This is a genomic window from Streptococcus oralis subsp. dentisani (assembly GCF_002096685.1).
In the GTDB taxonomy this organism is placed as follows: Bacteria; Bacillota; Bacilli; order Lactobacillales; family Streptococcaceae; genus Streptococcus; species Streptococcus oralis_AD.
The window spans coordinates 56,139-82,871 of the sequence record NZ_NCVA01000041.1 but is presented as its reverse complement, the minus strand read 5'-3'; the positions used below and the strand labels follow the sequence as shown (position 1 = coordinate 82,871).

Annotated in this window: 27 protein-coding genes; 24 read left to right on the top strand and 3 right to left on the bottom strand. The window is 39.3% G+C overall.

From position 1 onward, the window contains the following. Position 1: 1 nt before the first annotated feature. The 3 genes from B7705_RS07055 to B7705_RS07045 are packed head-to-tail and all read left to right on the top strand — an operon-like array spanning position 2 to position 2,893. Positions 2 to 2,131 (top strand): Tex family protein, encoded by a 2,130-nt coding sequence (locus B7705_RS07055; RefSeq protein ID WP_084948683.1) that lies wholly within the window; start codon positions 2 to 4, stop codon positions 2,129 to 2,131. Then, on the top strand, positions 2,118 to 2,561 hold the full coding sequence (locus tag B7705_RS07050) for a SprT family protein (protein WP_084948681.1): 444 nt from the start codon (positions 2,118 to 2,120) through the stop codon (positions 2,559 to 2,561). Before B7705_RS07055 ends, B7705_RS07050 begins: the two co-directional genes overlap by 14 nt. 59 nt (positions 2,562 to 2,620) lie before the next feature. Then, a complete protein-coding gene (locus B7705_RS07045) occupies positions 2,621 to 2,893 on the top strand; it encodes a PspC domain-containing protein (protein ID WP_084948680.1) in 273 nt (90 codons plus the stop codon). Positions 2,894 to 2,997: 104 nt separating this feature from the next. Here B7705_RS07045 and B7705_RS07040 read toward each other — a convergent pair whose 3' ends face one another. Both B7705_RS07040 and B7705_RS07035 read right to left on the bottom strand, forming a co-directional pair. Then, complete coding sequence (locus tag B7705_RS07040; RefSeq protein ID WP_084948678.1) at positions 2,998 to 3,648, bottom strand: ABC transporter ATP-binding protein; 651 nt, start codon at positions 3,646 to 3,648, stop codon at positions 2,998 to 3,000. 1 nt (position 3,649) lies between these two features. Continuing rightward, positions 3,650 to 5,644, bottom strand: a complete 1,995-nt coding sequence (locus B7705_RS07035) for a DUF1430 domain-containing protein (RefSeq protein WP_084948677.1) — start codon at positions 5,642 to 5,644, stop codon at positions 3,650 to 3,652. A 445-nt stretch (positions 5,645 to 6,089) separates the two neighbouring features. On the opposite strand from B7705_RS07035, the gene B7705_RS07030 reads away from it, so the two are divergent. Together B7705_RS07030 and B7705_RS07025 are read left to right on the top strand one after the other, a co-directional pair. Further along, a complete protein-coding gene (locus B7705_RS07030) occupies positions 6,090 to 6,848 on the top strand; it encodes an ABC transporter ATP-binding protein (protein WP_000173369.1) in 759 nt (252 codons plus the stop codon). Position 6,849: 1 nt separating this feature from the next. Further along, positions 6,850 to 8,838: an FtsX-like permease family protein gene (locus B7705_RS07025; protein WP_084948675.1), complete on the top strand. Its 1,989-nt coding sequence runs from the start codon at positions 6,850 to 6,852 to the stop codon at positions 8,836 to 8,838. A gap of 39 nt (positions 8,839 to 8,877) precedes the next feature. Here B7705_RS07025 and B7705_RS07020 read toward each other — a convergent pair whose 3' ends face one another. Next, positions 8,878 to 9,573 (bottom strand): VIT1/CCC1 transporter family protein, encoded by a 696-nt coding sequence (locus B7705_RS07020; protein WP_000136037.1) that lies wholly within the window; start codon positions 9,571 to 9,573, stop codon positions 8,878 to 8,880. A gap of 234 nt (positions 9,574 to 9,807) precedes the next feature. On the opposite strand from B7705_RS07020, the gene efeO reads away from it, so the two are divergent. The 19 genes from efeO to B7705_RS06925 all read left to right on the top strand — a co-directional run bounded on the left by efeO (position 9,808) and on the right by B7705_RS06925 (position 26,716). Next, the gene (gene efeO, locus B7705_RS07015) at positions 9,808 to 10,680 is read left to right on the top strand and encodes an iron uptake system protein EfeO (protein ID WP_084948674.1); all 873 of its coding nucleotides are present in this window, start codon (positions 9,808 to 9,810) and stop codon (positions 10,678 to 10,680) included. A 5-nt stretch (positions 10,681 to 10,685) separates the two neighbouring features. Continuing rightward, positions 10,686 to 11,900: an iron uptake transporter deferrochelatase/peroxidase subunit gene (efeB, locus tag B7705_RS07010; protein WP_084948673.1), complete on the top strand. Its 1,215-nt coding sequence runs from the start codon at positions 10,686 to 10,688 to the stop codon at positions 11,898 to 11,900. Then, positions 11,875 to 13,563 carry an FTR1 family iron permease gene (locus B7705_RS07005; protein ID WP_084948671.1) on the top strand — a complete coding sequence of 563 codons (1,689 nt, stop codon included), beginning with the start codon at positions 11,875 to 11,877 and terminating at the stop codon, positions 13,561 to 13,563. The genes efeB and B7705_RS07005 overlap by 26 nt, the downstream gene beginning before the upstream one ends. Beyond that, a complete protein-coding gene (gene tatC / locus B7705_RS07000) occupies positions 13,564 to 14,295 on the top strand; it encodes a twin-arginine translocase subunit TatC (protein WP_084948669.1) in 732 nt (243 codons plus the stop codon). Next, positions 14,279 to 14,449 (top strand): twin-arginine translocase TatA/TatE family subunit, encoded by a 171-nt coding sequence (locus B7705_RS06995; protein ID WP_084948668.1) that lies wholly within the window; start codon positions 14,279 to 14,281, stop codon positions 14,447 to 14,449. Before tatC ends, B7705_RS06995 begins: the two co-directional genes overlap by 17 nt. Positions 14,450 to 14,745: 296 nt before the next feature. Beyond that, positions 14,746 to 15,453 carry an IspD/TarI family cytidylyltransferase gene (locus tag B7705_RS06990; RefSeq protein ID WP_084948666.1) on the top strand — a complete coding sequence of 236 codons (708 nt, stop codon included), beginning with the start codon at positions 14,746 to 14,748 and terminating at the stop codon, positions 15,451 to 15,453. 4 nt (positions 15,454 to 15,457) lie between these two features. Beyond that, entirely contained in the window at positions 15,458 to 16,480 is a 1,023-nt protein-coding gene (locus B7705_RS06985) for a ribitol-5-phosphate dehydrogenase (protein WP_084948665.1), read from the top strand. Positions 16,481 to 16,496: 16 nt separating this feature from the next. Continuing rightward, positions 16,497 to 17,354 carry a phosphotransferase family protein gene (locus B7705_RS06980; protein WP_084948663.1) on the top strand — a complete coding sequence of 286 codons (858 nt, stop codon included), beginning with the start codon at positions 16,497 to 16,499 and terminating at the stop codon, positions 17,352 to 17,354. 1 nt (position 17,355) lies between these two features. Continuing rightward, positions 17,356 to 18,234 carry a DMT family transporter gene (locus B7705_RS06975; RefSeq protein WP_084948661.1) on the top strand — a complete coding sequence of 293 codons (879 nt, stop codon included), beginning with the start codon at positions 17,356 to 17,358 and terminating at the stop codon, positions 18,232 to 18,234. Between the two features lie 11 nt (positions 18,235 to 18,245). Continuing rightward, positions 18,246 to 18,935: a sugar phosphate nucleotidyltransferase gene (locus B7705_RS06970; protein ID WP_084948660.1), complete on the top strand. Its 690-nt coding sequence runs from the start codon at positions 18,246 to 18,248 to the stop codon at positions 18,933 to 18,935. A 180-nt stretch (positions 18,936 to 19,115) separates the two neighbouring features. After that, the gene (locus B7705_RS06965; RefSeq protein ID WP_162284884.1) at positions 19,116 to 19,592 is read left to right on the top strand and encodes a PTS sugar transporter subunit IIA; all 477 of its coding nucleotides are present in this window, start codon (positions 19,116 to 19,118) and stop codon (positions 19,590 to 19,592) included. Positions 19,593 to 19,633: 41 nt separating this feature from the next. Further along, positions 19,634 to 19,939 carry a PTS sugar transporter subunit IIB gene (locus B7705_RS06960; RefSeq protein WP_000590545.1) on the top strand — a complete coding sequence of 102 codons (306 nt, stop codon included), beginning with the start codon at positions 19,634 to 19,636 and terminating at the stop codon, positions 19,937 to 19,939. 44 nt (positions 19,940 to 19,983) lie between these two features. Further along, positions 19,984 to 21,459, top strand: a complete 1,476-nt coding sequence (locus B7705_RS06955) for a PTS galactitol transporter subunit IIC (protein ID WP_000382509.1) — start codon at positions 19,984 to 19,986, stop codon at positions 21,457 to 21,459. 106 nt (positions 21,460 to 21,565) lie between these two features. Continuing rightward, on the top strand, positions 21,566 to 22,462 hold the full coding sequence (locus tag B7705_RS06950) for an aldose 1-epimerase family protein (protein WP_084948656.1): 897 nt from the start codon (positions 21,566 to 21,568) through the stop codon (positions 22,460 to 22,462). Positions 22,463 to 22,748: 286 nt separating this feature from the next. Continuing rightward, positions 22,749 to 23,174: a galactose-6-phosphate isomerase subunit LacA gene (lacA, locus tag B7705_RS06945; protein ID WP_000029277.1), complete on the top strand. Its 426-nt coding sequence runs from the start codon at positions 22,749 to 22,751 to the stop codon at positions 23,172 to 23,174. A 30-nt stretch (positions 23,175 to 23,204) separates the two neighbouring features. Continuing rightward, positions 23,205 to 23,720, top strand: coding sequence for a galactose-6-phosphate isomerase subunit LacB (gene lacB, locus B7705_RS06940; RefSeq protein ID WP_001216904.1), 516 nt, complete (start codon positions 23,205 to 23,207; stop codon positions 23,718 to 23,720). Between the two features lie 10 nt (positions 23,721 to 23,730). After that, the gene (locus B7705_RS06935; protein ID WP_084948654.1) at positions 23,731 to 24,660 is read left to right on the top strand and encodes a tagatose-6-phosphate kinase; all 930 of its coding nucleotides are present in this window, start codon (positions 23,731 to 23,733) and stop codon (positions 24,658 to 24,660) included. Between the two features lies 1 nt (position 24,661). After that, positions 24,662 to 25,642 carry a tagatose-bisphosphate aldolase gene (gene lacD / locus B7705_RS06930; protein WP_084948653.1) on the top strand — a complete coding sequence of 327 codons (981 nt, stop codon included), beginning with the start codon at positions 24,662 to 24,664 and terminating at the stop codon, positions 25,640 to 25,642. A gap of 237 nt (positions 25,643 to 25,879) precedes the next feature. Beyond that, positions 25,880 to 26,716, top strand: a complete 837-nt coding sequence (locus B7705_RS06925; RefSeq protein WP_084948651.1) for a PRD domain-containing protein — start codon at positions 25,880 to 25,882, stop codon at positions 26,714 to 26,716. Positions 26,717 to 26,733 lie beyond the last annotated feature (17 nt).

The window sequence follows — 26,733 nt, the reverse complement described above, 5'->3', positions numbered from 1 at the left end:
CATGGATAAAAAATATGAAAAAATCTCCCAAGATTTGGGAGTAACCTTAAAGCAAATCGATACTGTTCTAAGTTTGACAGCAGAAGGGGCGACGATTCCCTTCATCGCCCGTTATCGCAAGGACATGACTGGTAGTCTGGATGAGGTGGCGATTAAGGCTATTATTGATTTGGATAAAAGTCTGACAAATCTCAACGACCGTAAGGAAGCTGTCTTGGCTAAGATTCAAGAACAAGGCAAACTAACCAAGGAATTGGAAGAAGCTATCCTTGCAGCTGAAAAATTAGCAGACGTAGAAGAACTCTATCTTCCTTACAAGGAAAAACGTCGTACTAAGGCAACCATTGCCCGTGAAGCAGGACTCTTTCCTCTTGCTCGTTTAATTTTGCAGAATGTAGTTGGCTTAGAGAAAGAAGCTGAGAAGTTTGTCTGTGAAGGATTTGCGACTGGTCAAGAAGCCTTGGCAGGTGCGGTTGATATCTTGGTCGAAGCCTTATCCGAAGATGTGACTTTGCGTTCACTGACCTATCAGGAAGTGTTGAGACACTCTAAAATCACTTCGCAAGTCAAAGATGAAAGTCTTGATGAAAAACAAGTTTTTCAGATTTATTATGATTTTGCAGAGACAGTTGGCAACATGCAGGGTTATCGTACCTTAGCACTCAATCGTGGTGAGAAACTAGGTGTCTTAAAAGTCAGTTTTGAACATGCAACGGATCGTATTCTAGCTTTCTTTGCTGCTCGTTTCAAGGTGAAAAACGCCTATATTGATGAAGTTATCCAGCAATCTGTGAAGAAAAAAGTCTTGCCTGCTATCGAACGACGCATTCGGACAGAGTTGACTGAGAAAGCGGAAGAAGGGGCTATCCAACTCTTTTCTGACAATCTGCGCAATCTCCTCTTGGTTGCTCCATTGAAAGGGCGCGTGGTTCTTGGATTTGACCCTGCCTTTCGTACAGGTGCCAAGCTGGCTGTCGTAGATGCAACAGGGAAAATGCTGACGACCCAAGTCATTTATCCAGTAAAACCAGCATCAGCTCGTCAGATTGAAGAAGCCAAGAAAGATTTGGCGGACTTGATTGGTCAATACGGTGTGGAAATTATTGCTATCGGAAATGGAACGGCCAGTCGGGAAAGTGAAGCCTTTGTGGCGGAAGTTCTGAAAGATTTTCCTAAAGTCAGCTATGTTATCGTCAATGAAAGTGGTGCCTCTGTCTATTCTGCTAGTGAGCTAGCCCGTCAGGAGTTTCCAGACTTAACCGTTGAAAAACGCTCGGCAATCTCTATCGCTCGTCGTTTGCAAGATCCCCTTGCTGAATTGGTCAAAATTGATCCCAAATCAATCGGTGTCGGGCAATACCAGCACGATGTTAGTCAGAAGAAACTGTCTGAAAGTCTGGATTTTGTCGTCGATACCGTGGTTAACCAAGTCGGTGTCAATGTCAATACAGCCAGCCCAGCACTTCTTTCCCACGTAGCTGGACTCAATAAAACTATCTCTGAAAATATCGTCAAATACCGTGAGGAAGAAGGAAAAATCACTTCACGCGCCCAAATCAAGAAAGTTCCCCGTCTAGGTGCCAAAGCCTTTGAGCAAGCTGCTGGTTTCCTCCGTATCCCAGAAAGTAGCAATATCCTTGATAATACAGGAGTTCACCCAGAAAACTACGCTGCCGTCAAGGAGCTTTTCAAACGCTTGGATATCAAGGAATTGAATGAAGAAGCACAAAATAAGCTTAAGTCCCTTTCAATAAAAGAAGAGTCGCAAGAACTAGAACTTGGTCCAGAAACTCTTAAAGATATCGTTGCTGACCTTCTCAAACCAGGTCGTGATTTCCGTGACTCTTTTGATGCTCCAGTTCTCCGTCAAGATGTACTGGATATCAAAGACTTAAAAGTGGGCCAGAAGCTGGAAGGTGTGGTGCGTAATGTCGTTGACTTCGGTGCCTTCGTTGATATCGGGATTCACGAGGACGGCTTGATCCATATTTCCCACATGAGTCGCAAATTTATCAAACACCCCAGTCAAGTAGTGTCTGTCGGTGATTTGGTAACGGTTTGGGTTAAGAAAATCGATACTGAACGTGAAAAAGTCAATCTGTCGCTCCTAGCTCCAGATGAATCTAACTGAGTACGTTCAGTCTGTTTCCCTCGAAGACTTTGGTAGGCCTTTTACCCATCAAGCCCAGTGGAATTCTCGTCTGCGAACGACAGGTGGGCGATTTTTCCCCAAGGATGGGCATTTGGATTTTAATCCCAAGATTTATAATGAACTAGGTTTGGAAGTCTTTCGCAAAATCGTGCGCCATGAGCTTTGTCACTATCACCTTTATTTTCAGAAAAAAGGTTATCGCCATAAGGACCGAGATTTTAAGGAACTGTTGAAAGAAGTGGAAGGACTGCGCTTTGTTCCCCCTTTGAAAGACCAAAGTACCTACCTAGTCTATCAGTGCCAATCCTGCCAGCAATCCTATCAACGCAAGAGAAAGATTGACACGAAACGCTATCGCTGTGGCGTTTGTCGAGGTAAACTCGTCATCTTAAATCAGCCTATGGACTGATGTTCTTGGTCACGTTTTATGCTATACTACTTGTAAGAATACCGAAAGAGGAAACAATCATGAATACAAAATTTTATAAAATGAGACGAAATCGTATGGTGTCAGGAGTTTTAGCTGGTCTATCAGACAAGTGGAAACTTGATGTAACCCTAGTCCGCTTTCTCTTCGCCATTTTTACTATATCAAATTTTGGGATTGGCGTGATTATTTACATTATCCTCGCCTCTATCCTGCCAACTAAGGAAGAGATCGAAGCAGAAATGTACGGAACAGGACCACGCAAGCGTAAGGAAGCTCAAGCCATTGAAGACAATGATGGCTGGTTTTGGTGAGATTTAACTGGAAATATTTATTATTTGCACTATGATACTTAAAAGAAGTAGCATAAATGACTGAAAATCCCTTGTGGTTATTTAGCCACAAGGGATTTTGATATTTAAGTATATTCTTTTCCATCCTGAGAGAGATGAATTACCTGATCAGCCATTTTCCAAATACTAGGATTGTGAGTTGCGATGATAATTGTTCTATTAGCATTACGAAGTTCAAGGAGAATTTCCATAATTTCCTTGGAATTTTTTGGATCTAGCGAGGCGGTAGGCTCATCGGCTAAAATTAAAGGAGGATCTTTCAGGATAATCTTAGCAAGCGCTACGCGTTGAGCTTCACCACCAGATAATTCATAGATTTTTTGGTTGAGACTTAGATAATCCAGTCTGACAGCTTGCAGTGCTTGAAGAAGAAGTCTCTCTTTCTCTTGTTTTTTGTTTTTCTTTTTACCAATCAGTCCTAGCTCAAGGTTTTCTCGGATGGTCTGACTTTCTAATAGTCCAAAATTCTGGAAGAGATAACCTAGTTCGTTACGATAAAATTCCTCATTTTTTAGTGAAGCCAAAGACTTTCCTTTATAAATGATTTCTCCTTTGTCGAAAGTCTCTAGTTTTGCAAGCATATTGAGCAAAGTGGTTTTTCCACAACCACTGTCTCCTATCAAAGCATACACCATACCACTTTGAAAATTCAGATTCAAGTCTGAAAAAATAATACGAGAACCAAATTGTTTCCAAATATGTTGTAATTCAATCATACTATCCTCCTTTGATAATGCTAGCATAAGTTTTAGTTTCCTTTTTATCAAAGATCTTCAATAGAAGAACGGCTAAACTTAAAAAGCTGAAAAATAGGATCAGGGTAATCCAGATATTCTTAGAAATAATGAAAGCTAGACCACTTCCGAGAAAGAGAGCTGCTATTTGAGAAGTGATATATCTATTGTGTAATTCAAAGAAATAATAGCCTGCTATTTTTTTCAAGAATATGGTTTTGCGAAAGGCTTCAAAATAGAGCAGATTTAAACTTGTAAACAGCAAAATTGAAGTCAAAATAGCAAACATAGAACTCGCTAAGTTACTAAAAATTTCGATTTTAATTTTTTGATTTAACTGGAGATAGGTTTCCCTAGCAGGCGATAGCCTTGAGACCATATGATCAAGTTGATAGTGTTTCAAAAGTTCTTGTGTCTGGTGGAGGTCTGTAAAATAGAGATATTCTAGATTTGTAAACCAGAAGATGGAGGAAACCTTACCAAGTGCTTTAGGAGAAAGCACAAGAAAGATGGGATTTGATAACCATTGATCATAAGCGATATGGGTGGTATTATAGAGAAATACATCATTATTTTGATTGGTATAAGCTATACTAACTTCGACAGTTTGATTAGACTTGTTACTGTATAATCGGTTGGTTAACTCTTGTTGCAAGGTTGATTTTATATCTTTTTCATTTTTTTGTAGTTCTTCTGGGAGTATGGCAAGGATCTGTCCATCTTTGAGGGTGTTGATTTTTTGAAAGGTTTCTGATGATAAGTCCATATCTTCCTTTTGGAAGTAGCTGGGCGTGACGTAGAGAATATTTTTTCCTTCCACACCATAAGGGTTATTTTCAGTTTCATTATGATTTGAGGTAGCTTGCTTAAGAGCTTGCTCAACTAGATCATGTTTAATAAGGAAGGCATTCTCATTATCTATAGCATGCTGAATAAAGTCAAACCATTTATCAGCATTTGTCTGCAGTTCATCTAAATTTTTCATCTGACTGGAACGCCCTGTTTGAAGAGTAACAACATTGGAGCGTTGTTCCCAAGTAGCTTGTCCAGCCTCATTTTTCTCAAGTATATGATAGTAAGTAGACATACGTCCAAATCCTACAATAACCAGTAGAATGGCAAGTACCTGACCAAAGTAGAGAATGCGTAGAATTGACTTGATTGGTAATTTTCCTTTGATGATAGAGAGGAGATGGACTTTTTTTAAAGAAATGGTAAAAAGAAAGGCAATTAGAAGACTAAGTAAGAGAAGTAGGCTATTGTAAAGAATAAAAAGTATTCCTAGAAAAGTCTGAACTTCATAAGGATATCCCAAGGAAATGAGCAAGATACATGCTATCAGCAAAGCAGGTAGACCAAAAAGAAGGATATCAAGTCCGTCTCTTGCGAGAGAACGAAAGAAGAGATAGCTCAGCCGCTCTCCAGAAATCAATCGAATCCCTGACTGAGAAAGAGATTGAATTTGGCCAATAACAATCAAAGCTAAGAAAGTCAGCAAAAAGATTAACATACTGATGAGCTGATCAGGTTGGGTAAAGATGGCCAGTACGAAGGATACTCTGTCATTTTCAAATGCATTCGCTTTTTCTAGTCCAAGTTCTTTCAGATGAGTAGCCAATTCTTGACTAGTTAGGGATCCGCTGATAATATTGTAGTTGTTGAGAAGATCGCTCTTGTGAATGCTTTCTTGACTTGCTGGAGGCATCCAGTCTGGGAGTTGCCCATCTCCAAAAGCTTCGTAGAGAGTTCTTGATTTTCCATCACTATCTACTTCCCAAATGGTTCTTGCGATAAGACTATTATGTTCTTTAGCAAGACTATTTAATTTTTCCTTAACGGTAGAATAATCTGCTTGCCCGCTTAATACTGCTGCACCTGGGAACAGGATTTGTGGAAGAGAGTCTTTCCAAAAGGACAGAGTCGCAATGAGGAAGAAAGTTAAAAGAAGATTGCTGATGAAGAGAAAAACACGTTTCATAGGAACCTCTTTCTAAAAAAGAGGGAGCTGAACCTCCCTCCTTATAGCAGTGATACGAATGATAGTTTAGCACCTTTAAAAATAATTAGCAGAAAGCCAATTCTTTTACAAGATGTTAAGGAAAGCCTTTTCATAACTTAATTTTACTATTTTTTTAAGAATAAAACAAGCAATGACAGGACTTCTTATAGTAGCCATTTTCAAAAAAATTCCTCAATCTTACAAAAATGTAAGATTAAAGTCTCTTTTGTAAGGTTAGGTTATGGCAAGCCGTCTTTTTTTGCGATAAACTAGACTCATAAAGAACAAAGGAGTAAAACCATGAAAAGAATTTTACAAAAGAAAAGAAGAAAACCAAGTCAAAAAGATATCGAGCGTGTTCAACTAGGATGCGCTATGATGCAAGCACAGTTTCAATTGATGGGATATTAAGAAGGAGATAACAATGACACTTTTAGATGTAAAACATGTTCAAAAAATATATAAAACACGTTTCCAAGGCAACCAAGTAGAAGCCCTCAAAGATATTCACTTTACCGTAGAAAAGGGTGACTACGTTGCCATCATGGGAGAGTCTGGTTCTGGGAAATCAACCCTGCTCAATATCCTAGCTATGCTGGATAAACCGACTCGTGGGCAGGTTTACCTAAACGGAACAGACACAGCAACCATTAAAAATTCTCAGGCTTCTAGTTTCCGTCGTGAGAAGTTAGGATTTGTCTTCCAAGACTTTAACTTGCTAGATACCCTGTCTGTTAAGGATAATATCTTGCTTCCGCTAGTGTTATCACGAAAACCTATCACGGAGATGATGAAGAAATTGGTAGTAACAGCTGAAAATTTGGGCATCAACCAATTACAAGAGAAGTATCCTTACGAGATCTCTGGTGGTCAAAAACAGCGGGTAGCAGTAGCACGTGCCATCATCACTGAACCTGAAATTCTCCTTGCGGATGAACCAACAGGAGCTCTTGACTCCAAGTCATCAGCAGCTCTTCTAGATGTTTTTGATGAAATCAATGAACGTGGGCAAACCATTCTTATGGTAACTCACTCAACCGCGGCAGCCAGCAGGGCCAAGCGCGTTCTTTTTATCAAGGACGGCATTCTTTACAACCAAATCTACCGTGGAGACAAGACAGAGCGTCAGATGTTCCAAGAAATCTCTGATACCTTGACTGTCATGGCAAGCGAGGTGAATTAGTATGTTCCGATTAACCAATAAGTTAGCGGTTTCGAACTTAATCAAAAACCGCAAACTCTACTATCCCTTTGCTTTAGCAGTTCTCTTAGCTGTGACCATTACTTATCTCTTTTACTCCTTGTCACTCAACCCTAATATTGGCAAGATTCGAGGGGGAGAAACTATCTCTATGACCCTCGCTCTCGGTATGGTGGTTGTTACTATCGCTTCTGGAATTATTGTCCTTTATGCTAATAGTTTTGTCATGAAGAATCGCTCCAAGGAGTTGGGTGTATATGGTATGCTGGGGCTTGAAAAGCGCCATTTGATCAGTATGGTTTTTAAGGAGCTTCTTATTTTTGGTTCCTTAACCTTGACAGCTGGTCTCGGTCTAGGAGCTCTCTTTGATAAGCTAATCTTTGCCCTTCTTCTGAAGCTGATGAAGATGAAAGTGGAGCTCGTTTCGACTTTCCAACCAATTGTCTTTATCCTAGTTCTTATCGTCTTTGGGGCAATCTTCCTAGGTTTGATTTTTATCAATGCCTTTCGCATCGCACGCATGAATGCCCTTCAGCTCTCTCGTGAAAAAGCCAGTGGTGAGAAAAAAGGACGTTTCTTAGGCCTTCAAACCATTCTAGGTCTAATCAGTTTGGGAGCTGGTTATTACCTAGCAGTTACAGTTGAAAATCCACTTTCTGCTGTTCTGATTTTCTTCGTAGCAGTTTTGTTGGTAATTTTGGGAACTTATCTTCTCTTCAATGCAGGGATTACGGTTTTCTTACAAATCTTGAAGAAAAACAAGACTTACTATTACCAACCCAACAACATGATTTCCGTATCTAATCTCATTTTCCGTATGAAGAAAAATGCGGTTGGTCTGGCGACGATTGCTATTCTCTCAACCATGGTCTTGGTGACTATGTCTGCTGCAACGAGTATCTTTAAAGGCTCTGAAACTTTCAAGAAAGTCATGAATCCACATGATTTTGGAATTACAGGACAGAATGTTGAAAAAGAAGACATAAATAAACTCCTAGACCAGTATGCTAGTGATAAGGGATTGACTGTTACAAAGAAAGAAGTCCTTACATACAGTAGCTTTGGTGTAGCAAACCAAGAAGGTACGAAATTAACCATTTTTGAGAAAGGTCAAAATCGTGTTCAACCGAAAACCGTTTTTATGGTCTTTGACCAAAAAGACTATGAGAATATGACGGGCCAAAAACTTGCACTTTCAGGAAAGGAAGTTGGATTGTTTACTAAGAACAAAGAACTTCAAGGACAGAAAGAACTGACTCTAAATGACCAGACCTATACAATAAAGGAAGAAATCAAAAAAGATTTTATTCTTGAACATGTCCCAAATCAGTACAATATTCTAACTTCGGACTATAACTATCTGGTTGTTCCTGACTTGAAAGCCTTTCTTGACCAGCATCCTAATTCTTCCATTTTTAATCAATACTATGGTGGTATGAATGTAACAGCTAGTGAGGAAGAGCAACTCAAACTTGCAGATGACTATTCAAAATTCCTTGATGATTTTAATAGAGAATCAAGCAAAGAAGGAAGCTTTATTTACGGAAGCAATCTGGCTGATAGTAGTGCGCAGATGAGTGCTTTCTTTGGTGGGACCTTCTTTATCGGTATCTTCCTCTCCATCATCTTTATGGTGGGAACAGTTCTCGTCATCTACTACAAACAAATCTCTGAAGGCTATGAAGACCGTGAACGCTTTATCATTTTGCAAAAGGTCGGTCTCGATCAAAAGCAAATCAAGCAAACCATTAATAAACAGGTCCTAACTGTTTTCTTCCTCCCATTGCTCTTTGCCTTCCTACACCTTGCCTTTGCCTATCATATGCTTAGTCTCATCCTAAAAGTCATTGGGGTCCTAGATGCGACCATGATGTTGACAGTCACTCTGTCCATCTGTGCTATCTTCCTCATCGTCTATGTCTTAATCTTTATGATTACCTCAAGAAGCTATCGCAAGATTGTGCAAATGTAAAAAAGATACCTCGATGCTTGTCGAGGTATTTCTTTTATCTTAAATGCTAAAGAGTTGTCCCAAGAGGAAGGTTACACCCATGGTGAGAAGTCCGATACAGAGGTTGCGGATCATGGCAGTTTTCGTAGGTGCCTTGCCTAGTTTAGCACTGGTATAGCCGGTGACGAGAAGGGAAAGGGCCACGATAAAAACAGTAGCAGGAATACGATAGTCACTTGGAAAGACGGTGATTGAAAGCATAGGAGGAAGACTTCCCAGTACAAAGGCAATAAAGCTAGAGATGGCAGCATGCCAAGGGTTGGTAAACTCTTCATACTCGATTCCATACTTTTCTTCGACCAAGGCTTTGAGTGGATTTTTTAAAAAGGCCTTGTTGGTCAAGAGTTGGGCTGACGTTTCACACTCACCGTTTTGAAGATAGGCAGCATAGAGGGATTGTTTTGCAGATTCGATATCCTTATCCAAGAGCAACTGTTCTCTAGCAACAGCGGCTTCTTCCGTGTCTTTCTGAGTGGATACAGAGACATATTCGCCACCGGCCATAGAGAAAGCACCAGCGAGGATAGCCGCTAAACCTGATAAAAAGATAATCCAGATATTGCTTGTCGCACTGGCAACGCCGATAACGACTCCAGCGATGGAAATAATTCCATCATTGGCGCCCAGAACGCCCGCACGTAGGATATTGAGTCGTCCTGCAAAGTTTGCATCAATTTCATGTTTTATTTCTGTCATAGTCATCTCCTTTCTCTCCATTATAGAGAAAAGAATAGGGGAATACAAACTTTTTAAACTATCTGAAAAAAGTTTTACGATTCTAATTTTTAAGCCCTTTCTAATTTTGCCGAAAAATGCTACTTCAAATTCTCAAATATTAAATTTTCTGACAATTTGTTGAAAAACTAAGGAAAGGATGTTGTAATGGAACGTAAAATAAATTCAGGCTTCCTGAACCAATAGGAGTAAATAATGAAAAAATTAGGTGTTGTCCTTTTATCTTCTGCTTTGCTATTGACAGCATGTGCAGTCCGTTTTGAAAAATCAACCGAGACAAGTGATTCCTCTAAGGTGACAGCTTTATCAGATGACAAACAAAAATTGCTGGATAAGGCAACAGCAGATTATAAGACTTTTGTTCAAGGACAAATTGATAAACTCTTAACAGATACAGAAGGCTTTGTCCAGCTTTTGAAAGACGGAAAACTGGAGGAAGCCAAGAAAGCTTATCCGCTTGTTCGTACGGCTTACGAACGCTCCGAGCCAATCGCTGAGAGTTTTGGTGAGTCAGATGTCAAGATTGACTTCCGTCTAGCAGACTATGTGGATGAAAATAAGACTGAGGAAGGTTGGTCAGGTTTCCACCGTATCGAACGAATCCTCTGGGAAGAAAATACAACTAAGGGAACCGAAAGTTATGGTGATCAGCTTGTCAATGATATCAAAGAGTTGAAGGCTAAGGTAGCGACTGTTGAAGTAGATCACAAGATTATGTTGACAGGGGCAGTCGACTTGCTTAACGAAGTGGCGACAAGTAAGATTACGGGTGAAGAGGAAATCTACTCTCATACAGATTTGTACGACTTCCGAGCTAATATCGAGGGAGCTGAAAAGATATTCCAACTCTTTAAACCTTTACTAGAAAAATCAGATGCTGCTTTAGTTAAAGAATTAGAAGCTGATTTCAAATCTGTTAATAGCTTGTTGGACAAACATATGACAGACAAGGAACACTACAAACTCTATACAGATTTGACAAAAGAAGACACCAAAGAATTGGCTGAAGCCGTGACAAAACTTGGTGAACCTCTATCACAAATGGGCAAATTTCTTGATGGAGAATAAGCAGTATGACTAAGAAAGACGAAAATTTTTTTGAGAAAAAAATGGACCGTCGAGAATTTCTAAAAAAAGCGGGTATTGGAGGTGCTGGACTAGCACTAGGTCTCTCCGGTGCCTCCGCTTTTTTAGCACCTAGGTTAGACAAGCAAGAAAAAATCTCGTACGGTAATGAAAAGATTGACTTTTATGGGAAACACCAAGCGGGTATTACAACCCCTATGCAGAAGAATATTTATTTTGTTGTCCTAGATTTGCATACGACAGATAAAGATAAGATTATTCAGCTATTTAAGGATTGGACAGATTATAGTAGCAAGTTGGTAGAAGGAGAATTAGTCAAAAAAGATGGTCAGAATGCTCTCTTACCACCTAGTGACACTGGAGAAACCGTGGGGCTAAATCCTCATCGTTTAACGTTGACTTTTGGTGTGTCTGCAAGTTTCCTGAAAAAAATGAATTTAGAACAAAAACGTCCTCAACTTTTTAAGGATTTACCACCCTTCCCAAAAGAGCAACTGCGTGAAAAATATACTGGGGGAGATATTGTTATCCAAGCCTGTGCAGATGACGAGCAAGTTGCTTTTCATGCTATTCGCAACCTTATCCGTAAAGGGAGAAATGCGGTGACTCTCCGTTGGAGTCAGTCAGGTTTTGCAGCCATTGGAGATCGTCTGGAGACACCCCGCAACCTTTTTGGTTTCAAGGATGGAACAGCCAATGTGACCAAAGAGAAGGATTTTGACCGTGTTGTCTGGGCCGACAGCAAGGACTGGATGCAAAATGGATCCTATATGGCCGTTCGCCGCATCCAGATGTTTCTCGATACTTGGGATCGAACCAATCTTGAAGAGCAAGAAAATACCTTTGGTCGCTACAAGGAAAGTGGCGCTCCCTTTGGTAAGAAGAATGAGTTTGATGAAGTGGATTTGAGTCTTTTACCAGATGATTCGCATGTTCGATTAGCCAAAGAGGTAGATAAGCCACTCTTACGACGATCCTATTCATATTCAGATGGCATTGATGAAAAAACTGGACAATTTGACACAGGCTTGCTCTTTATTTCTTTCCAAAAGGATCCAGATCATTTTGTCAAGGTTCAAACTAACCTTGGAGCTACAGACAAGATGAATGAGTATGTAACCCACATCGGTAGCGGTCTCTTTGCCTGCTTTGGTGGAGTAGAGAAAGGAGGCTATATTGGTCAAAAATTATTGGAAGATTAACATTTGTTTCTTAGCCTTGTCTTTTCTCTTGTTAGCTGTTTTTCCCGTTAGCGCACAGGAAAGCCTGAGTTCATATTTTGTAAAGATAACGGATGCCTCTAAGGCTGTAAAAAATGATAATCAGGCAGAAGCCAAAGCTCTTGTTAGAGAAATGGCGACGGATTTTGAAAAAGTAGAACATTCTGATTCGGAAGCTGGTAAGGTCGTCAAGGAAAAGCTTGCTCTGACAGGAGATATAAGTGAGGAAAATCTGACACAGATTTCATCTGCTCTTCTTGCATTTGAGAAAGAGCAAAATCCAGTAGATCTTGATGCTGAAAAAGAAAAGCTTGTTAGTCGACTAAGACCGCGTTTTGAGGTTCTGGATAAGGCAATTACTTCAAAAGATATAGAGCAAATCCGAGAAGCTTATAAAAAGATGAATTCAACCTGGACGATCAATGAGAGTGTTGTCCGTGACAACAGTACAGCTCATTATGGTCAAGTAGAAACAGCTATTTCTTTCTTACGGAGTAGCATAGAAACTGAGCCTACTGATTTTAACTCCATCCAGACTTCCTTTGAGGACTTAAAAAAGGCTATTGATGATTTTGTAACTGGAAAAGAAGTCGCAGAAGCATCTTCTGATTTAAGTCTCAAAGACGGTATTGCCCTTTTGAAGAAGGCTTTGGAACAATTCCAAGCTGGTGACCAAGCATCAGGAGCAGCTAGTATGAAGGAATTCATCACTATCTGGCCAACGATTGAGGGTTCTGTTAGCACGACCAATCCTTCCCTCTATACACGAGTTGAAAGTGAAAGCCCTGTAATCATGGTCAAGGGAAGTGAGAAGGAATATCAAGAAAAATTAGAAAAACTGATTGCAGATTTATCTCAAATTGACACTAGTGCTACCTACAATGCTTTTGATGCCATGCTTATTCTCCTACGGGAAGGAGTAGAGGCTCTTTTAATCGTCATGGCCTTGGTCACGACACTAAAAGCAGCCAAGATGCGCAAAGGACTCAAGTGGGTATATGGTGGGGCCCTAACAGGTATCGCTGCGAGTCTAGTGATTGCATTTATATTACAAATTGCCTTTCCTGCTGTGACATCAGGTGCCAATCGCGAAATTATCGAAGGTGCTGTTGGTATTTTCGCAGTAGTGATGATGATTGTTATCGGTATTTGGCTTCATAGTAAATCCTCGGTCAAAAAATGGAATGACTTTATGGATTCACAGATAAAAACTGTGACCAAGACAGGTTCATTCATTTCTATGTTTGCTCTTAGTTTTCTAGCTGTTTTCCGTGAAGGGGCAGAGACCATTCTATTTTACGTAGGGATGTTACCGAGAATATCTAGTTTTGACTTTATTCTAGGTATTTCTCTAGCTTTGTTCGTCTTGCTAGTTATCGCATTTCTGATGAACAAGGCGAGTCAATTTTTCCTACCTCATAAGGTCTTCTTTATCCTGACATGGATGATTTATGCTCTGGCTTTCAAGATGCTTGGAGTTAGTGTGCATGCTCTGCAGCTGACAAATATGGCACCAAATCACCTGCTATCAAGTTTCCCAACTATCGACCTATTGGGCATCTATCCAAGTTGGGAAGGTTTAGGAAGTCAGCTAGTCTTCTTGATAATTGTTTTGGCTGTCACATTGAGACAGGGTGAAAAGTAGATGGATACAAAAGAATTGACAATCGTTGAACATCTGGTAGAATTTAGAAAGAGGTTCATTGCTGTTATAGTCTGTTTTTCTATAGTTTTCTGCGGAGCTTTATTGTTTGCTGATCAGCTTTATTGCTACCTGACTCAGTCCTTTAATCAAAAGTTGATTGTATTAGGTCCAAATGACATTCTGTGGATTTATTTGCGCTTAGCGAGCCTAATGTCCTTTACCATTACGCTACCTTTTACAGTTTATCAGATTTGGAGTTTTATCAAACCGGGGTTGAAAATAGAAGAAGCAAGAGCCATTTTTGCCTATATTCCAGCTAGTTTTATTTGCTTTTTACTTGGACTAGCCTTTGGATTCTACTTTGTAACGCCTGCCTTACTTCAAGTGCTTTTAGGACTTGGGGAAGGATTATTTGAAACTCAATTAACAGCGCAGAACTACTTAGACTTTGTTTTTCAAACAACTATCCCTTTGGCGTTCATCTTTGAATTGCCAGTCATCATCGCTTTTTTAACGACGATTGGCTTGATTGGACCAGGGCTCTTAGTTACCTATAGACGTTATGCCTACTTTATTTTATTGGTACTCGCTGTTATTTTGACACCAGCTGATTTTATTAGCGATCTAGCCATGACAATTCCTTTAATCTTGCTCTATGAGCTTAGTATTGCAATTAGCAAGAGGATAATAAAGAAAAAAATGAAAGGAGAAAAGAATGGGAATCTTACGTGATATCGGTGCTCCAGGATTGATTATCATTGTTTTAGGGGCACTCTTAATCTTTGGACCAAAACGGTTACCAGAACTTGGTGAATCAAACGGTAAAATGCTGTCTGAATTTAAAAAGGCAGTTAAAGGAATTGGTGACCAAGATCAGGAAAAGTAATCTATTCCATAATCATAAATAAAAACAAGAAAGTTAGGAACTGTAGCTGTCTAGGCCTAGGTGAGCAGTTTCCTAGCTTTTTATTGTATTCTTAAAAGTGATTTTAAGTTTTCTTTAAGGTTTGTATTATATTCTAAAGGACTCTATATTAACCGAATGTTGAGTAAAAAAATATAGAGGGAAATCTAATTTTATTTCTCAAATAGATAGTTTTCGGTCTTTTCTTCATGATAAAGACAGATTGTGATATAATAGATGGTAATGAGTTTTTTAGAATAAACTAAAGGAGAATATATATGATCTATGCAGGAATCCTAGCCGGAGGAACTGGCACACGCATGGGAATCAGCAATTTACCAAAACAATTTTTGGAGTTGGGTGATCGTCCTATTTTGATCCACACAATTGAAAAATTCGTCTTGGAACCAAGTATTGAAAAAATTGTAGTTGGAGTTCATGGAGATTGGGTCTCTCATGCTGAGGACTTGGTTGAAAAGTATCTTTCTCTCCACAAGGACCGTATCATCATTACCAAGGGTGGTGCTGATCGCAATACTAGTATCGAGAAGATTATAGAAGCCATTGACGCCTACTGTCCAATCACTCCTGAGGATATCGTGATTACCCACGACTCTGTTCGTCCATTTATCACACTTCGCATGATTCAGGACAATATCAAACTGGCGCAAAATCATGATGCAGTTGACACAGTAGTAGAAGCAGTTGACACCATTGTAGAAAGTACCAATGGTCAGTTTATCACGGATATTCCAAATCGTGCTCACCTTTATCAAGGTCAAACACCTCAAACCTTCCGCTGCAAGGATTTCATGGATTTGTATGGTTCCCTATCTGATAAAGAAAAGGAAATCCTGACGGATGCATGTAAGATTTTTGTTATCAAAGGGAAAGACGTTGCCCTAGCTAAAGGGGAATATTCAAACCTTAAAATCACAACTGTGACCGACTTGAAAATCGCGAAAAGCATGATTGAGAAAGACTAAGGCTATGATTAATCAAATTTATCAACTGACCAAACCAAAGTTTATCAATGTAAAATACCAAGAAGAGGACATTGATCAGGAAAATCATATCCTGATTCGTCCAAATTATATGGCGGTTTGTCATGCGGATCAACGTTACTATCAAGGCAAACGTGATCCAAAGATATTGGCTAAAAAGCTTCCTATGGCTATGATTCACGAGTCTTGTGGAACTGTTATTTCAGATCCAACGGGGACTTATGAAGTCGGTCAAAAGGTAGTTATGATTCCCAATCAACCGCCTATGCAGAGTGACAAGGAGTTCTACGAGAACTACATGACAGGAACTTACTTCCTATCTAGTGGTTATGATGGCTTTATGAGAGAATTTGTTTCTCTTCCAAAAGATCGAATTGTTTCTTATAATGACATTGAGGACACAGTTGCTGCCATTACTGAGTTTGTGAGTGTCGGTATGCATGCCATGGATCGATTCCTACATCTTGCTCATAGCAAACGAGAGCGCATCGCAGTTATCGGAGATGGTAGTTTGGCCTTTGTTGTTGCAAATATTATCAATTATACCTTGCCAGAAGCAGAGATTATCGTCATTGGTCGCCATTGGGAAAAACTGGAACTCTTCTCTTTTGCAAAAGAGTGCTACATTACTGATAATATCCCAGAGGATTTGACCTTTGATCATGGATTTGAATGTTGTGGTGGCGATGGAACAGGTCCCGCTATCAATGATTTGATTCGTTACATTCGCCCACAAGGAACGATCCTCATGATGGGAGTGAGCGAGTACAAGGTCAATATCAATACACGAGATGCTTTAGAAAAAGGTTTATTATTGGTTGGTTCATCACGATCAGGACGGATTGATTTTGAAAATGCAATTCAGATGATGGAAGTTAAAAAGTTTGCGAATCGTCTGAAAAATATCCTTTATATTGAAGAACCGGTGAGAGAAATCAAGGACATTCACCGTGTCTTTGCTACAGACCTTAATACTGCTTTTAAAACAGTATTCAAGTGGGAAGTGTAGAAGATGGAGGCTAATTGTGGAGAAACTCATCAAAGAAAAAATTTCTTCTTTACTAGCTGAGGAAGAGGAAGTCCTCAGTGTTGAACAACTGGGAGGCATGACCAATCAGAATTATTTGGTTAAAACAACTTCTAAACCCTATATTGTTAAATTTTTCGGAAAAGGGACTGAAAAGCTCATCAATCGTCAAGATGAAAAATACAATCTTGAATTGTTGAAAGATTTAAATCTTGATGTCAAGAATTATCTTTTTGATATTGATTCAGGGATTAAGGTAAATGAGTACATTGAATCTGCAACAACGCTTGATTCCACTTCAATTAAGACCAAGTTTGAAAAGATTGCACCGATTCTACAGACCATTCATGCATCAGGTAAAGAACTAAGAGGGGAATTTGCTCCTTTTGAAGAAATCAAAAAATACGAGACCCTGATTGAGGGGAATATCCCTTACGCCAACTATGAAGCTGTAAGAAAAGATGTATTTTCACTAGAGAAAAGATTGGCTGACTTAGGTGTTGATAGAAAGTCTTGTCATATTGATTTGGTTCCAGAAAACTTTATCGAGTCACCACAAGGACGCATGTATTTGATCGACTGGGAATATTCTTCTATGAATGACCCGATGTGGGATTTGGCAGCTCTCTTTTTGGAGTCTGAATTTACAAATCAGGAAGAAGAAGATTTCCTAACCTACTATGAGAGTGACAAAACCCCAGTATCTCGTGAAAAGATTCGAATCTATAAAATCTTGCAAGATACTATCTGGAGTTTGTGGACAGTGTACAAAGAAGCTCAAGGTGCTGACTTTGGAGATTATGGTGTGAGTCGTTACCAAAGAGCTGTTGACGGTTTGACCTATTATGGAGGTTAGGATGAAGAATAAAAATGGTGTTTCTTTTGGTCTGCTCTCAGGTATCTTCTGGGGGCTAGGTCTGACAATCAGTTCTTATATCTTTTCGATTTTTACAAATCTATCTCCTTTTGTAGTGGCAGCGGCACATGATTTCTTGAGTATTTTTATTTTATTAGTTTTTCTTTTGGTAAAAGAAGGGAAAGTTCGCTTATCAATCTTTCTAAATATCCGAAATGTCAGTGTTATTATCGGAGCCTTGCTAGCTGGACCTATTGGCATGCAGGCCAATCTTTACGCGGTTAAGTATATCGGTAGTTCTCTTGCGTCTTCAGTATCAGCTATCTATCCAGCGGTCTCTGTTTTACTCGCATTTTTCATTTTGAAACACAAGGTATCTAAGAATACAGTGTTTGGTATTTTGTTGATTATCGCTGGTATTATTGCCCAGACATACAAAGTTGAGCAGGTTAATTCTTTTTATATCGGAATTCTTTGTGCATTAGTTTGTGCCATTGCCTGGGGAAGCGAAAGTGTTCTTAGTTCCTACGCCATGGAAAGTGATCTAAGCGAAATTGAAGCACTATTAATCCGCCAAGTAACTTCATTCTTGTCTTATCTTGTGATTGTGCTCTTTTCTCACCATTCATTTGCAGAAGTAGCGGATGGACAATTACTCGGCTTGATGTTAGTCTTTGCAGCATGTAATATGATTTCATATTTAGCTTACTATATTGCTATCAATCGTTTACAACCTGCAAAAGCAACTGGTTTGAACGTAAGCTATGTCGTTTGGACAGTATTGTTCTCAGCAATGCTTTTAGGAACACCTCTCGATATGGTGACCATTATTACATCACTTGTTGTCATGGCTGGTGTTTATATTATTATTAAAGAATAAAGGAGATTCGTGTGAAAGCGATTATTTTAGCAGCGGGATTAGGAACTCGTCTGCGCCCTATGACTGAAAATACCCCAAAAGCTTTGGTCAAGGTTAATCAAAAACCCTTGGTAGAATACCAAATCGAGTTTTTGAAAGAGCGAGGAATTGATGAGATTATCATTGTTGTTGGCTACCTCAAAGAACAATTCGACTACCTAAAAGAAAAATATGGTGTTCGTTTAGTCTTTAACGACAAGTATGCTGATTACAATAACTTTTACTCACTTTACCTTGTAAAAGAAGATTTAGCTAACAGCTATGTCATTGATGCGGACAATTATCTTTTCAAGAACATGTTCCGCAATGATATCGACCGATCTACTTACTTCAGTGTGTATCGTGAAGATTGTGAAAATGAATGGTTCTTGGTTTACGGTGATGACTATAAGGTTCAAGACATCATTGTTGATAGCAAAGCTGGCCGTATTTTGAGTGGTGTATCATTCTGGAATGCTCCAACCGCAGAAAAGATTGTTGGCTTTATTGACAAAGCCTATGCAAGCGGCGAATTTGTTGACCTCTATTGGGATAACATGGTTAAAGATAATATCAAAGAGTTAGATGTGTATGTAGAAGAATTAGAAGGCAACAGCATCTATGAAATTGATAGCGTTAAGGACTATCAAAAGCTAGAAGAGATTTTATCTACTATTAACTAAGAAAAGAGAAGAAGGATTGGACCTTCTTTTTTTGTGGTTGAAATTAAGGAGTGTTTGGTATTGATTGTATTCTTAAAATAAAACAAAAAAAGAAACAAAATAAAACAAAAAGTATTGACAACGGTTTCATATAGTGTTATACTTATAACGTAAAAGTTAATTGAAAGAAGGGAAACCGTTATGGGATTAGATCATTTCTTTGACAAAGACCTCGTGTTTTGCTTAGAAGCGGATAATCAAGAACAACTCTTTGATCAGGTAGCAACCCTGTTGGAAGAACGAGAAATAGTGACTCCAACTTATCGTGAAGCCTTGATCACGCGTGAAAAGTCATTTCCAACTGGTTTAGATATGGAATTTCTAGGGAAGAACTTGCCAAATGTAGCGATTCCTCATACAGATATTGTTCATAATCTAGCTGAGAAAGTGGTGGTTGTTCGATTAGAAAAACCGGTAACTTTTCACAATATGATTGCTCCTGATAGAGAAGTGGAAGTATCTCTACTCTTCTTTATCATTAACAATTCAAGTTCGAGTCAAACAAATATTCTTGCTCAGTTGATGGACTTTTTCACAGGAAATGGCCATCTGGAAGATTTATCAAAAATTTCTGAACCAGAAAAACTTTATGCTTATATCGCTGAAGCAACAGCTTAACTTTGTTTATTAAATAAAAATATAAATTGGAGGAAATCCTAATGATTAAAATTCTCGCTGCCTGCGGTGCAGGTGTAAACTCAAGTCACCAAATCAAAAGTGCTCTTGAAGAAGAACTCGCAAACCGCGGGTACGATGTTCACTGCGATGCGGTCATGGTTAAGGATGTCAATGAAGACCTTATAAAAGGATATGATATCTTTACACCAATCGCTGCAACAGACCTTGGTTTTGAACCAGGAATCCCAGTTATCGAAGCTGGACCAATCTTGTTCCGTATTCCAGCAATGAGCGCTCCAGTATTTGACAATATTGAGGCAGCTATCAAGGAACACGGACTAAGCTAATTATTATTTTGTAAGATTCCATAAAAATAAAGGGAGGAACTATTATGGATGTCATTATCGAACTAGCCAATAAGATTTTCAAGCCAGTCTTGGAAATGGGTGGTCCTATCATCATGCTGATCATCTTGACAGTATTGGCCTTACTATTTGGAGTGAAATTCTCCAAAGCGCTTGAAGGTGGTATCAAACTTGCCATCGCCCTTACTGGTATCGGTGCTATCATCGGTATGCTCAACGGAGCTTTCTCAGCATCACTTGCGAAATTCGTTGAAAATACTGGTATCCAGTTGAACATCACTGACGTTGGTTGGGCACCACTTGCAACCATCACTTGGGGTTCTGCATGGACACTTTACTTCTTGCTTGTCATGTTGATTGTCAACGTTGTGATGCTTGCAATGAAGAAAACGGACACACTTGATGTCGATATCTTCGATATCTGGCATTTGTCAATCACTGGTCTTTTGATCAAATGGTACGCAGACAACAATGGGGTTAGCCAAGGGGTTTCACTCTTCATCGCGACTGCTGCAGTTGTCCTTGTAGGTGTTTTGAAAATCATCAACTCTGACTTGATGAAACCAACTTTTGATGACCTTCTTAACGCACCAAGTTCATCACCAATGACTTCAACTCACATGAACTACATGATGAACCCAGTTATCATGGTCTTGGATAAGATCTTTGATAAAGTATTGCCAGGTCTTGATAAGTATGACTTTGACGCTGCAAAATTGAACAAGAAAATCGGTTTCTGGGGATCTAAATTCTTCATCGGTTTCATCCTTGGTATCGTTATTGGTTTGATGGGAACTCCACATCCAGTTGCTGGTGTAGAAGGAGCTGATAAATGGGAACTTGTTATTAAAGGTTGGTTGAGCCTTGGTTTGACTGCCGGTGTCTGCTTGGAGCTCTTCTCACTTATCGGTTCATGGTTCATTGCTGCCGTAGAACCACTTTCACAAGGTATTACAAACGTTGCTACTAAACGTCTTCAAGGACGTAAATTTAACATCGGTCTTGACTGGCCTTTCATCGCTGGTCGTGCTGAAATCTGGGCTTGTGCCAACGTACTTGCTCCAATCATGCTAGTAGAAGCAGTACTTCTTTCAAACGTCGGAAATGGTATCTTGCCACTTGCAGGTATCATCGCTATGGGTGTAACTCCAGCTCTTTTGGTCGTTACACGTGGTAAATTGCTCCGTATGATTATCTTCGGAACACTCTTGTTGCCTCTCTTCCTTCTTTCAGGTACTCTTATCGCTCCATTTGCAACAGAACTTGCTAAAGGTGTAGGTGCCTTCCCAGAAGGTGTGAGCCAAACTCAATTGATCACTCACTCAACTCTTGAAGGACCAATCGAAAAACTATTTGGCTGGGCAATCGGTAATGCTACAACAGGTGATATCAAAGCAATCCTTGGTGCAGCAGCCTTCCTTGTATTCTATGTAGGTATCTTTGCTTGGTATAGAAAACAAATGATCAAACGTAACGAAGAATACGCAGCAAATGCTAAATAATTCGCTCCTATAAAATGTAAATTGTGAAAACTAGGTTGTTAATTTCCGACGTTGGGAGTGGCAACCTAGTTTTTTATCTTGAATCTAAAAATAGTTGGAGAATATAATGGTAATTGAAGTAAAATCAGACCAGTTAACGGTCCAGTTTATAACCTTAGGTGGCGCCTTGTCGTCTATTAAAGACCGAGATGGCATTGAGTACTTGTGGCAAGGAGATGCCACCTATTGGAGTGGACAAGCTCCAGTACTTTTTCCAATCTGTGGCTCTTTGAGAGAGGATACAGCCTTCTATAGTCACGCAGATGGAACGGAAACAAAAGGAAGCATTCCGCGTCATGGTTTAGTCCGTAAAAATGAATTTGAATTAGTTAATCAAACAGAAAATAGTGTAACTTTTGCTATCGAAGATGATGAGAATATTTATCAAAACTATCCTTATCATTTCCGTCTTGAAATCACTTATACTGTGACTGGTAAGACAGTACGGACTCAATACAAGATTTTCAACAAAGAAACTAGTAAAGTCATGCCATTCTTCATAGGAGGACATCCAGGATTTAATTGTCCCCTACTTGATGATGAAGTTTATGAAGATTACTATTTGGAGTTTGAAAAAGAAGAGACTTGCTCTGTTCCCCGTTCTTTCCCAGAAACTGGACTCTTAGACTTCCAAGATAGGAGCCCATGGTTGGTTTCTCAAAAGGAAGTGGATCTCAGTTACGATCTGTTCAGTGTGGATGCTGTGACACTCGATGAGTTACAATCTAGAACAATTGCGCTTCGTTCACGCAAACATGAGAAGGGATTGAAAGTAAACTTCCAAGAGTTTCCAAACCTCATCATTTGGTCTACTCTAAATAAAGGTCCTTTCATTGCGTTTGAACCATGGTCTGGCTTGTCAACATCTCTTGAAGAAGGAGATCATTTAGAAGATAAGAAAAACGTTCGTCTCTTGGAACCCGGTCAAGTAGATCAGATTGGCTTTGATATTGAAATATTTTAGATAAAAAACCACAAAAACAAACATTTGCTGTTGACTTTTTCTATAAATAGGAGTATATTATGTTTGTAAACAACAAATAATGTTTATAACAAACAAACGATCATTTGTTATATTCTCTTTCGAAGAGAGAGTTTGTTTCTAGGAACTTGATTTCCTGGACTTGGATAAGGTGTTATTCATCTCATTCAATTTAATTTGTTAATAAACTGCTAGAAAGCCTTTTGTAAGTATACTGCTAGCTATAAAAGTCTTTACTGGCCTAGAAAAATAAAAAGGAGTAAACAATATGTCTATTGTTATCGGTGCAGATGCTGCAGGTTTGAGATTGAAAGAGGTTGTGAAAGACTTCCTAGAAAAAGAAAACTTCCACGTAGTGGATGTTACAGCAGAAGGCCAAGACTTTGTCGATGTGACTCTTGCTGTTGCTGCAGAAGTAAACAAAGAAGAACAAAACCTTGGTATCGTGATTGACGCTTATGGCGCTGGACCTTTCATGGTTGCAACTAAAATCAAAGGAATGGTTGCTGCTGAAGTTTCTGATGAACGTTCAGCTTATATGACTCGTGGCCACAACAACTCTCGTATGATCACTATGGGTGCACAACTTGTTGGTGACGAATTGGCTAAAAACATTGCTAAAGGTTTTGTTAATGGTAAATACGACGGTGGCCGTCACCAAATTCGTGTCGACATGTTGAACAAAATGTGCTAATTAGATTATAGTAAGAAAGGTAAGATAAAAATGAGAATTGCAATCGGATGTGACCACATCGTAACAGATGAAAAAATGGCGGTTTCAGAATTTTTGAAATCAAAAGGACATGAAGTCATTGACTTTGGTACTTACGATCATGCGCGAACACACTACCCAATCTTTGGTAAAAAAGTTGGTGAAGCTGTAACTAGCGGCCAAGCTGATCTTGGGGTTTGTATCTGTGGTACAGGTGTTGGTATCAATAACGCTGTTAACAAAGTTCCAGGTGTACGCTCTGCCTTGGTTCGTGATATGACAACAGCACTTTATGCTAAAGAGCAATTGAATGCCAACGTTATCGGATTTGGTGGTAAGATTACTGGTGAATTGCTTATGTGCGATATCATTGAAGCTTTCATCAATGCTGAATACAAACCATCAGAAGAAAATAAAAAATTAATTGCGAAAATTGAGCACGTTGAAACTCACAATGCTCATCAAGCAGATGCAAACTTCTTTACAGAATTCCTTGAAAAATGGGATCGCGGTGAATACCACGACTAAGAGGTGACGCATGATTTTAACAGTCACAATGAATCCATCCATTGATATTTCTTATCCTTTGGATGAATTAAAAATTGACACTGTCAACCGTGTGGTGGACGTGACCAAGACAGCTGGTGGTAAAGGGCTCAATGTTACACGAGTTCTTTCAGAATTTGGTGATTCTGTTGTTGCTACTGGTTTGGTCGGTGGTAAACTTGGTGAGTTTTTAGTAGAGCATATCGACGATAAAGTAACGAAACGTTTCTTCTCGATCAAAGGAGAGACTCGTAATTGTATCGCTATTCTACACGGTGACAACCAAACAGAAATCCTTGAAAAAGGTCCCGAAGTTCTGGAACAAGAAGGTCAAGATTTCTTGGCTTATTTTGAGAATCTTCTTAATACTGTGGAAGTAGTTGCTATCTCTGGTAGTCTTCCAGCTGGTCTTCCAGTTGACTATTATGCAAGCTTAGTAGAACTTGCTAATCAAGCAGGCAAACCAGTTGTTCTGGATTGCTCAGGTGCTGCCCTTCAGGCGGTTCTTGAGTCTCCACATAAACCAACAGTAATCAAACCAAATAACGAAGAATTGTCTCAGCTTCTTGGGAAAGAAGTTTCTGAGGATTTGGATTTATTAAAAGAAGTTCTTCAAGAGCCTCTATTTGCAGGGATTGAGTGGATTATCGTTTCACTTGGTGCAAATGGTGCTTTTGCAAAACATGGGGATACTTTCTACAAGGTAGATATTCCAAGAATTCAAGTTGTCAATCCTGTCGGATCTGGAGATTCTACTGTTGCAGGTATTTCATCAGGACTTCTTCATAAGGAATCGGATGCAGAACTCCTCATTAAGGCAAATGTCCTTGGTATGCTCAATGCTCAAGAAAAGATGACAGGTCACGTCAATATGGCCAACTATCAAGCTTTATATGATCAATTAATAGTAAAAGAGGTATAAAATGGTTTTAACAGAACAAAAACGTGCATGTTTAGAAAAACTTTCAGATGAAAATGGCATTATCTCAGCTCTTGCCTTTGACCAACGTGGTGCTTTGAAACGCCTCATGGCTCAATACCAAACAGAAGAGCCAACAGTGGCTCAAATGGAAGAACTCAAAGTCTTGGTTGCAGATGAATTGACAAAATACGCATCCTCTATGCTTCTTGACCCTGAGTATGGTCTTCCAGCTACAAAAGCGCTTGATGCTAATGCTGGTCTTCTCCTTGCTTATGAGAAAACTGGCTACGACACAACAAGCACCAAACGCTTGCCTGACTGCTTGGATGTTTGGTCTGCCAAACGCATCAAAGAACAAGGCGCAGATGCTGTTAAGTTCTTGCTTTACTATGATGTAGACAGCTCTGACGAACTCAACCAACAAAAACAAGCCTACATCGAACGTATTGGTTCAGAGTGTGTAGCGGAAGATATTCCGTTCTTTCTTGAAATCCTCGCTTACGATGAAAAGATTGCTGACGCAGGTTCTGCAGAATACGCAAAAGTAAAACCACACAAGGTTATCGGTGCGATGAAAGTCTTCTCAGACCCACGCTTCAACATCGATGTCTTGAAAGTGGAAGTTCCAGTCAATGTTAAATACGTTGAAGGATTTGGCGATGGTGAAATCGTTCATACTCGTGAAGAAGCAGCAGCCTTCTTCAAAGCACAAGATGAAGCGACTAACTTGCCATACATCTACTTGAGTGCGGGAGTATCAGCTAAACTCTTCCAAGAAACGCTTGTCTTTGCCCACGAATCAGGCGCAAACTTTAATGGAGTTCTTTGTGGCCGTGCAACCTGGGCAGGATCAGTTGAAGCCTACATCAAAGACGGTGAAGCAGCAGCTCGTGAATGGCTTCGTACAACTGGATTTGAGAACATTGACGAACTCAACAAAGTTCTTCAAACCACAGCGACTTCATGGACTGAACGTGTATAAGTTTTCCCCCCTAATCTTAGGAACATTGATCTAAATAAAAAATTTAAAAAAAGTTAAATGTAAAGGTTTACAAAAAAACTGACTTGTGCTATACTTAAATCACAAGTTAATACAAGGTGAGTGTTACTAAGTAATATTAGGCATGATCACAGGTGGATTAGAAATCGATAGATTTTCTAGTTCATTTGTGGTCATTTTTTGTACTCATATACCTTTAAGATATAAAAGGAGGTTGACATGTATCGAATTCTAAACCCAATGAATCACAATGTCTCGCTTGTCAGAAATGACAAAGGAGAAGAGGTGATTGTGATTGGTAAGGGGATTGTATTTGGGAAAAAGAAGGGGGATTTGATTGCTGAAGAACAAGTTGAGAAAATCTTTCGGATGAAGACAGAGGAGTCTAGGGAAAACTTTATGGCTCTGCTCAAAGATGTCCCGCTTGATTTTATCACAGTTACCTATGAGATTATTGATAAGCTTTCTAAGAAATATCATTATCCGATTCAAGAGTATCTCTATGTGACCTTGACAGATCATATTTACTGTTCCTATCAAGCTCTAACACAAGGAAGGTATAAGGATAGTAATCTGCCAGATATTTCTACTAAGTATCCTGTCGCTTTTCAAATCGCAAAGGAAGCCTTTGAAATCTATCGTCAGAAGTTGACAGATCATTTCCCTGAGGATGAAATTATTCGGATCGCTTATCATTTCATTAATGCCGAAGGTGAAAATGAAGTGGAACTTGTGGAGTCGATTGATAAGAGGAAAGAAATTCTCAGGAATGTTGAAGAAGTGCTAAAGGGTTATGCAATTCAACGAACCAAAGAGAATAACCATTTCTATGATCGCTTTATGATTCATCTCAACTATTTTTTGGATTATTTAGACCGTTCCAGAGATGATAATCAATCGCTTCTAGATATGGAAGACCATATCAAGCATTGCTATCCAAAAGCGTTCGAGATTGGTTCCAAGATCTATGATGTGATTACGCAACATACGGGTCTTGATTTGTATAAGAGTGAGCGAGTTTATCTAGTTCTACATATACAACGTTTACTGTCATAAGATTTATCAAACAATAT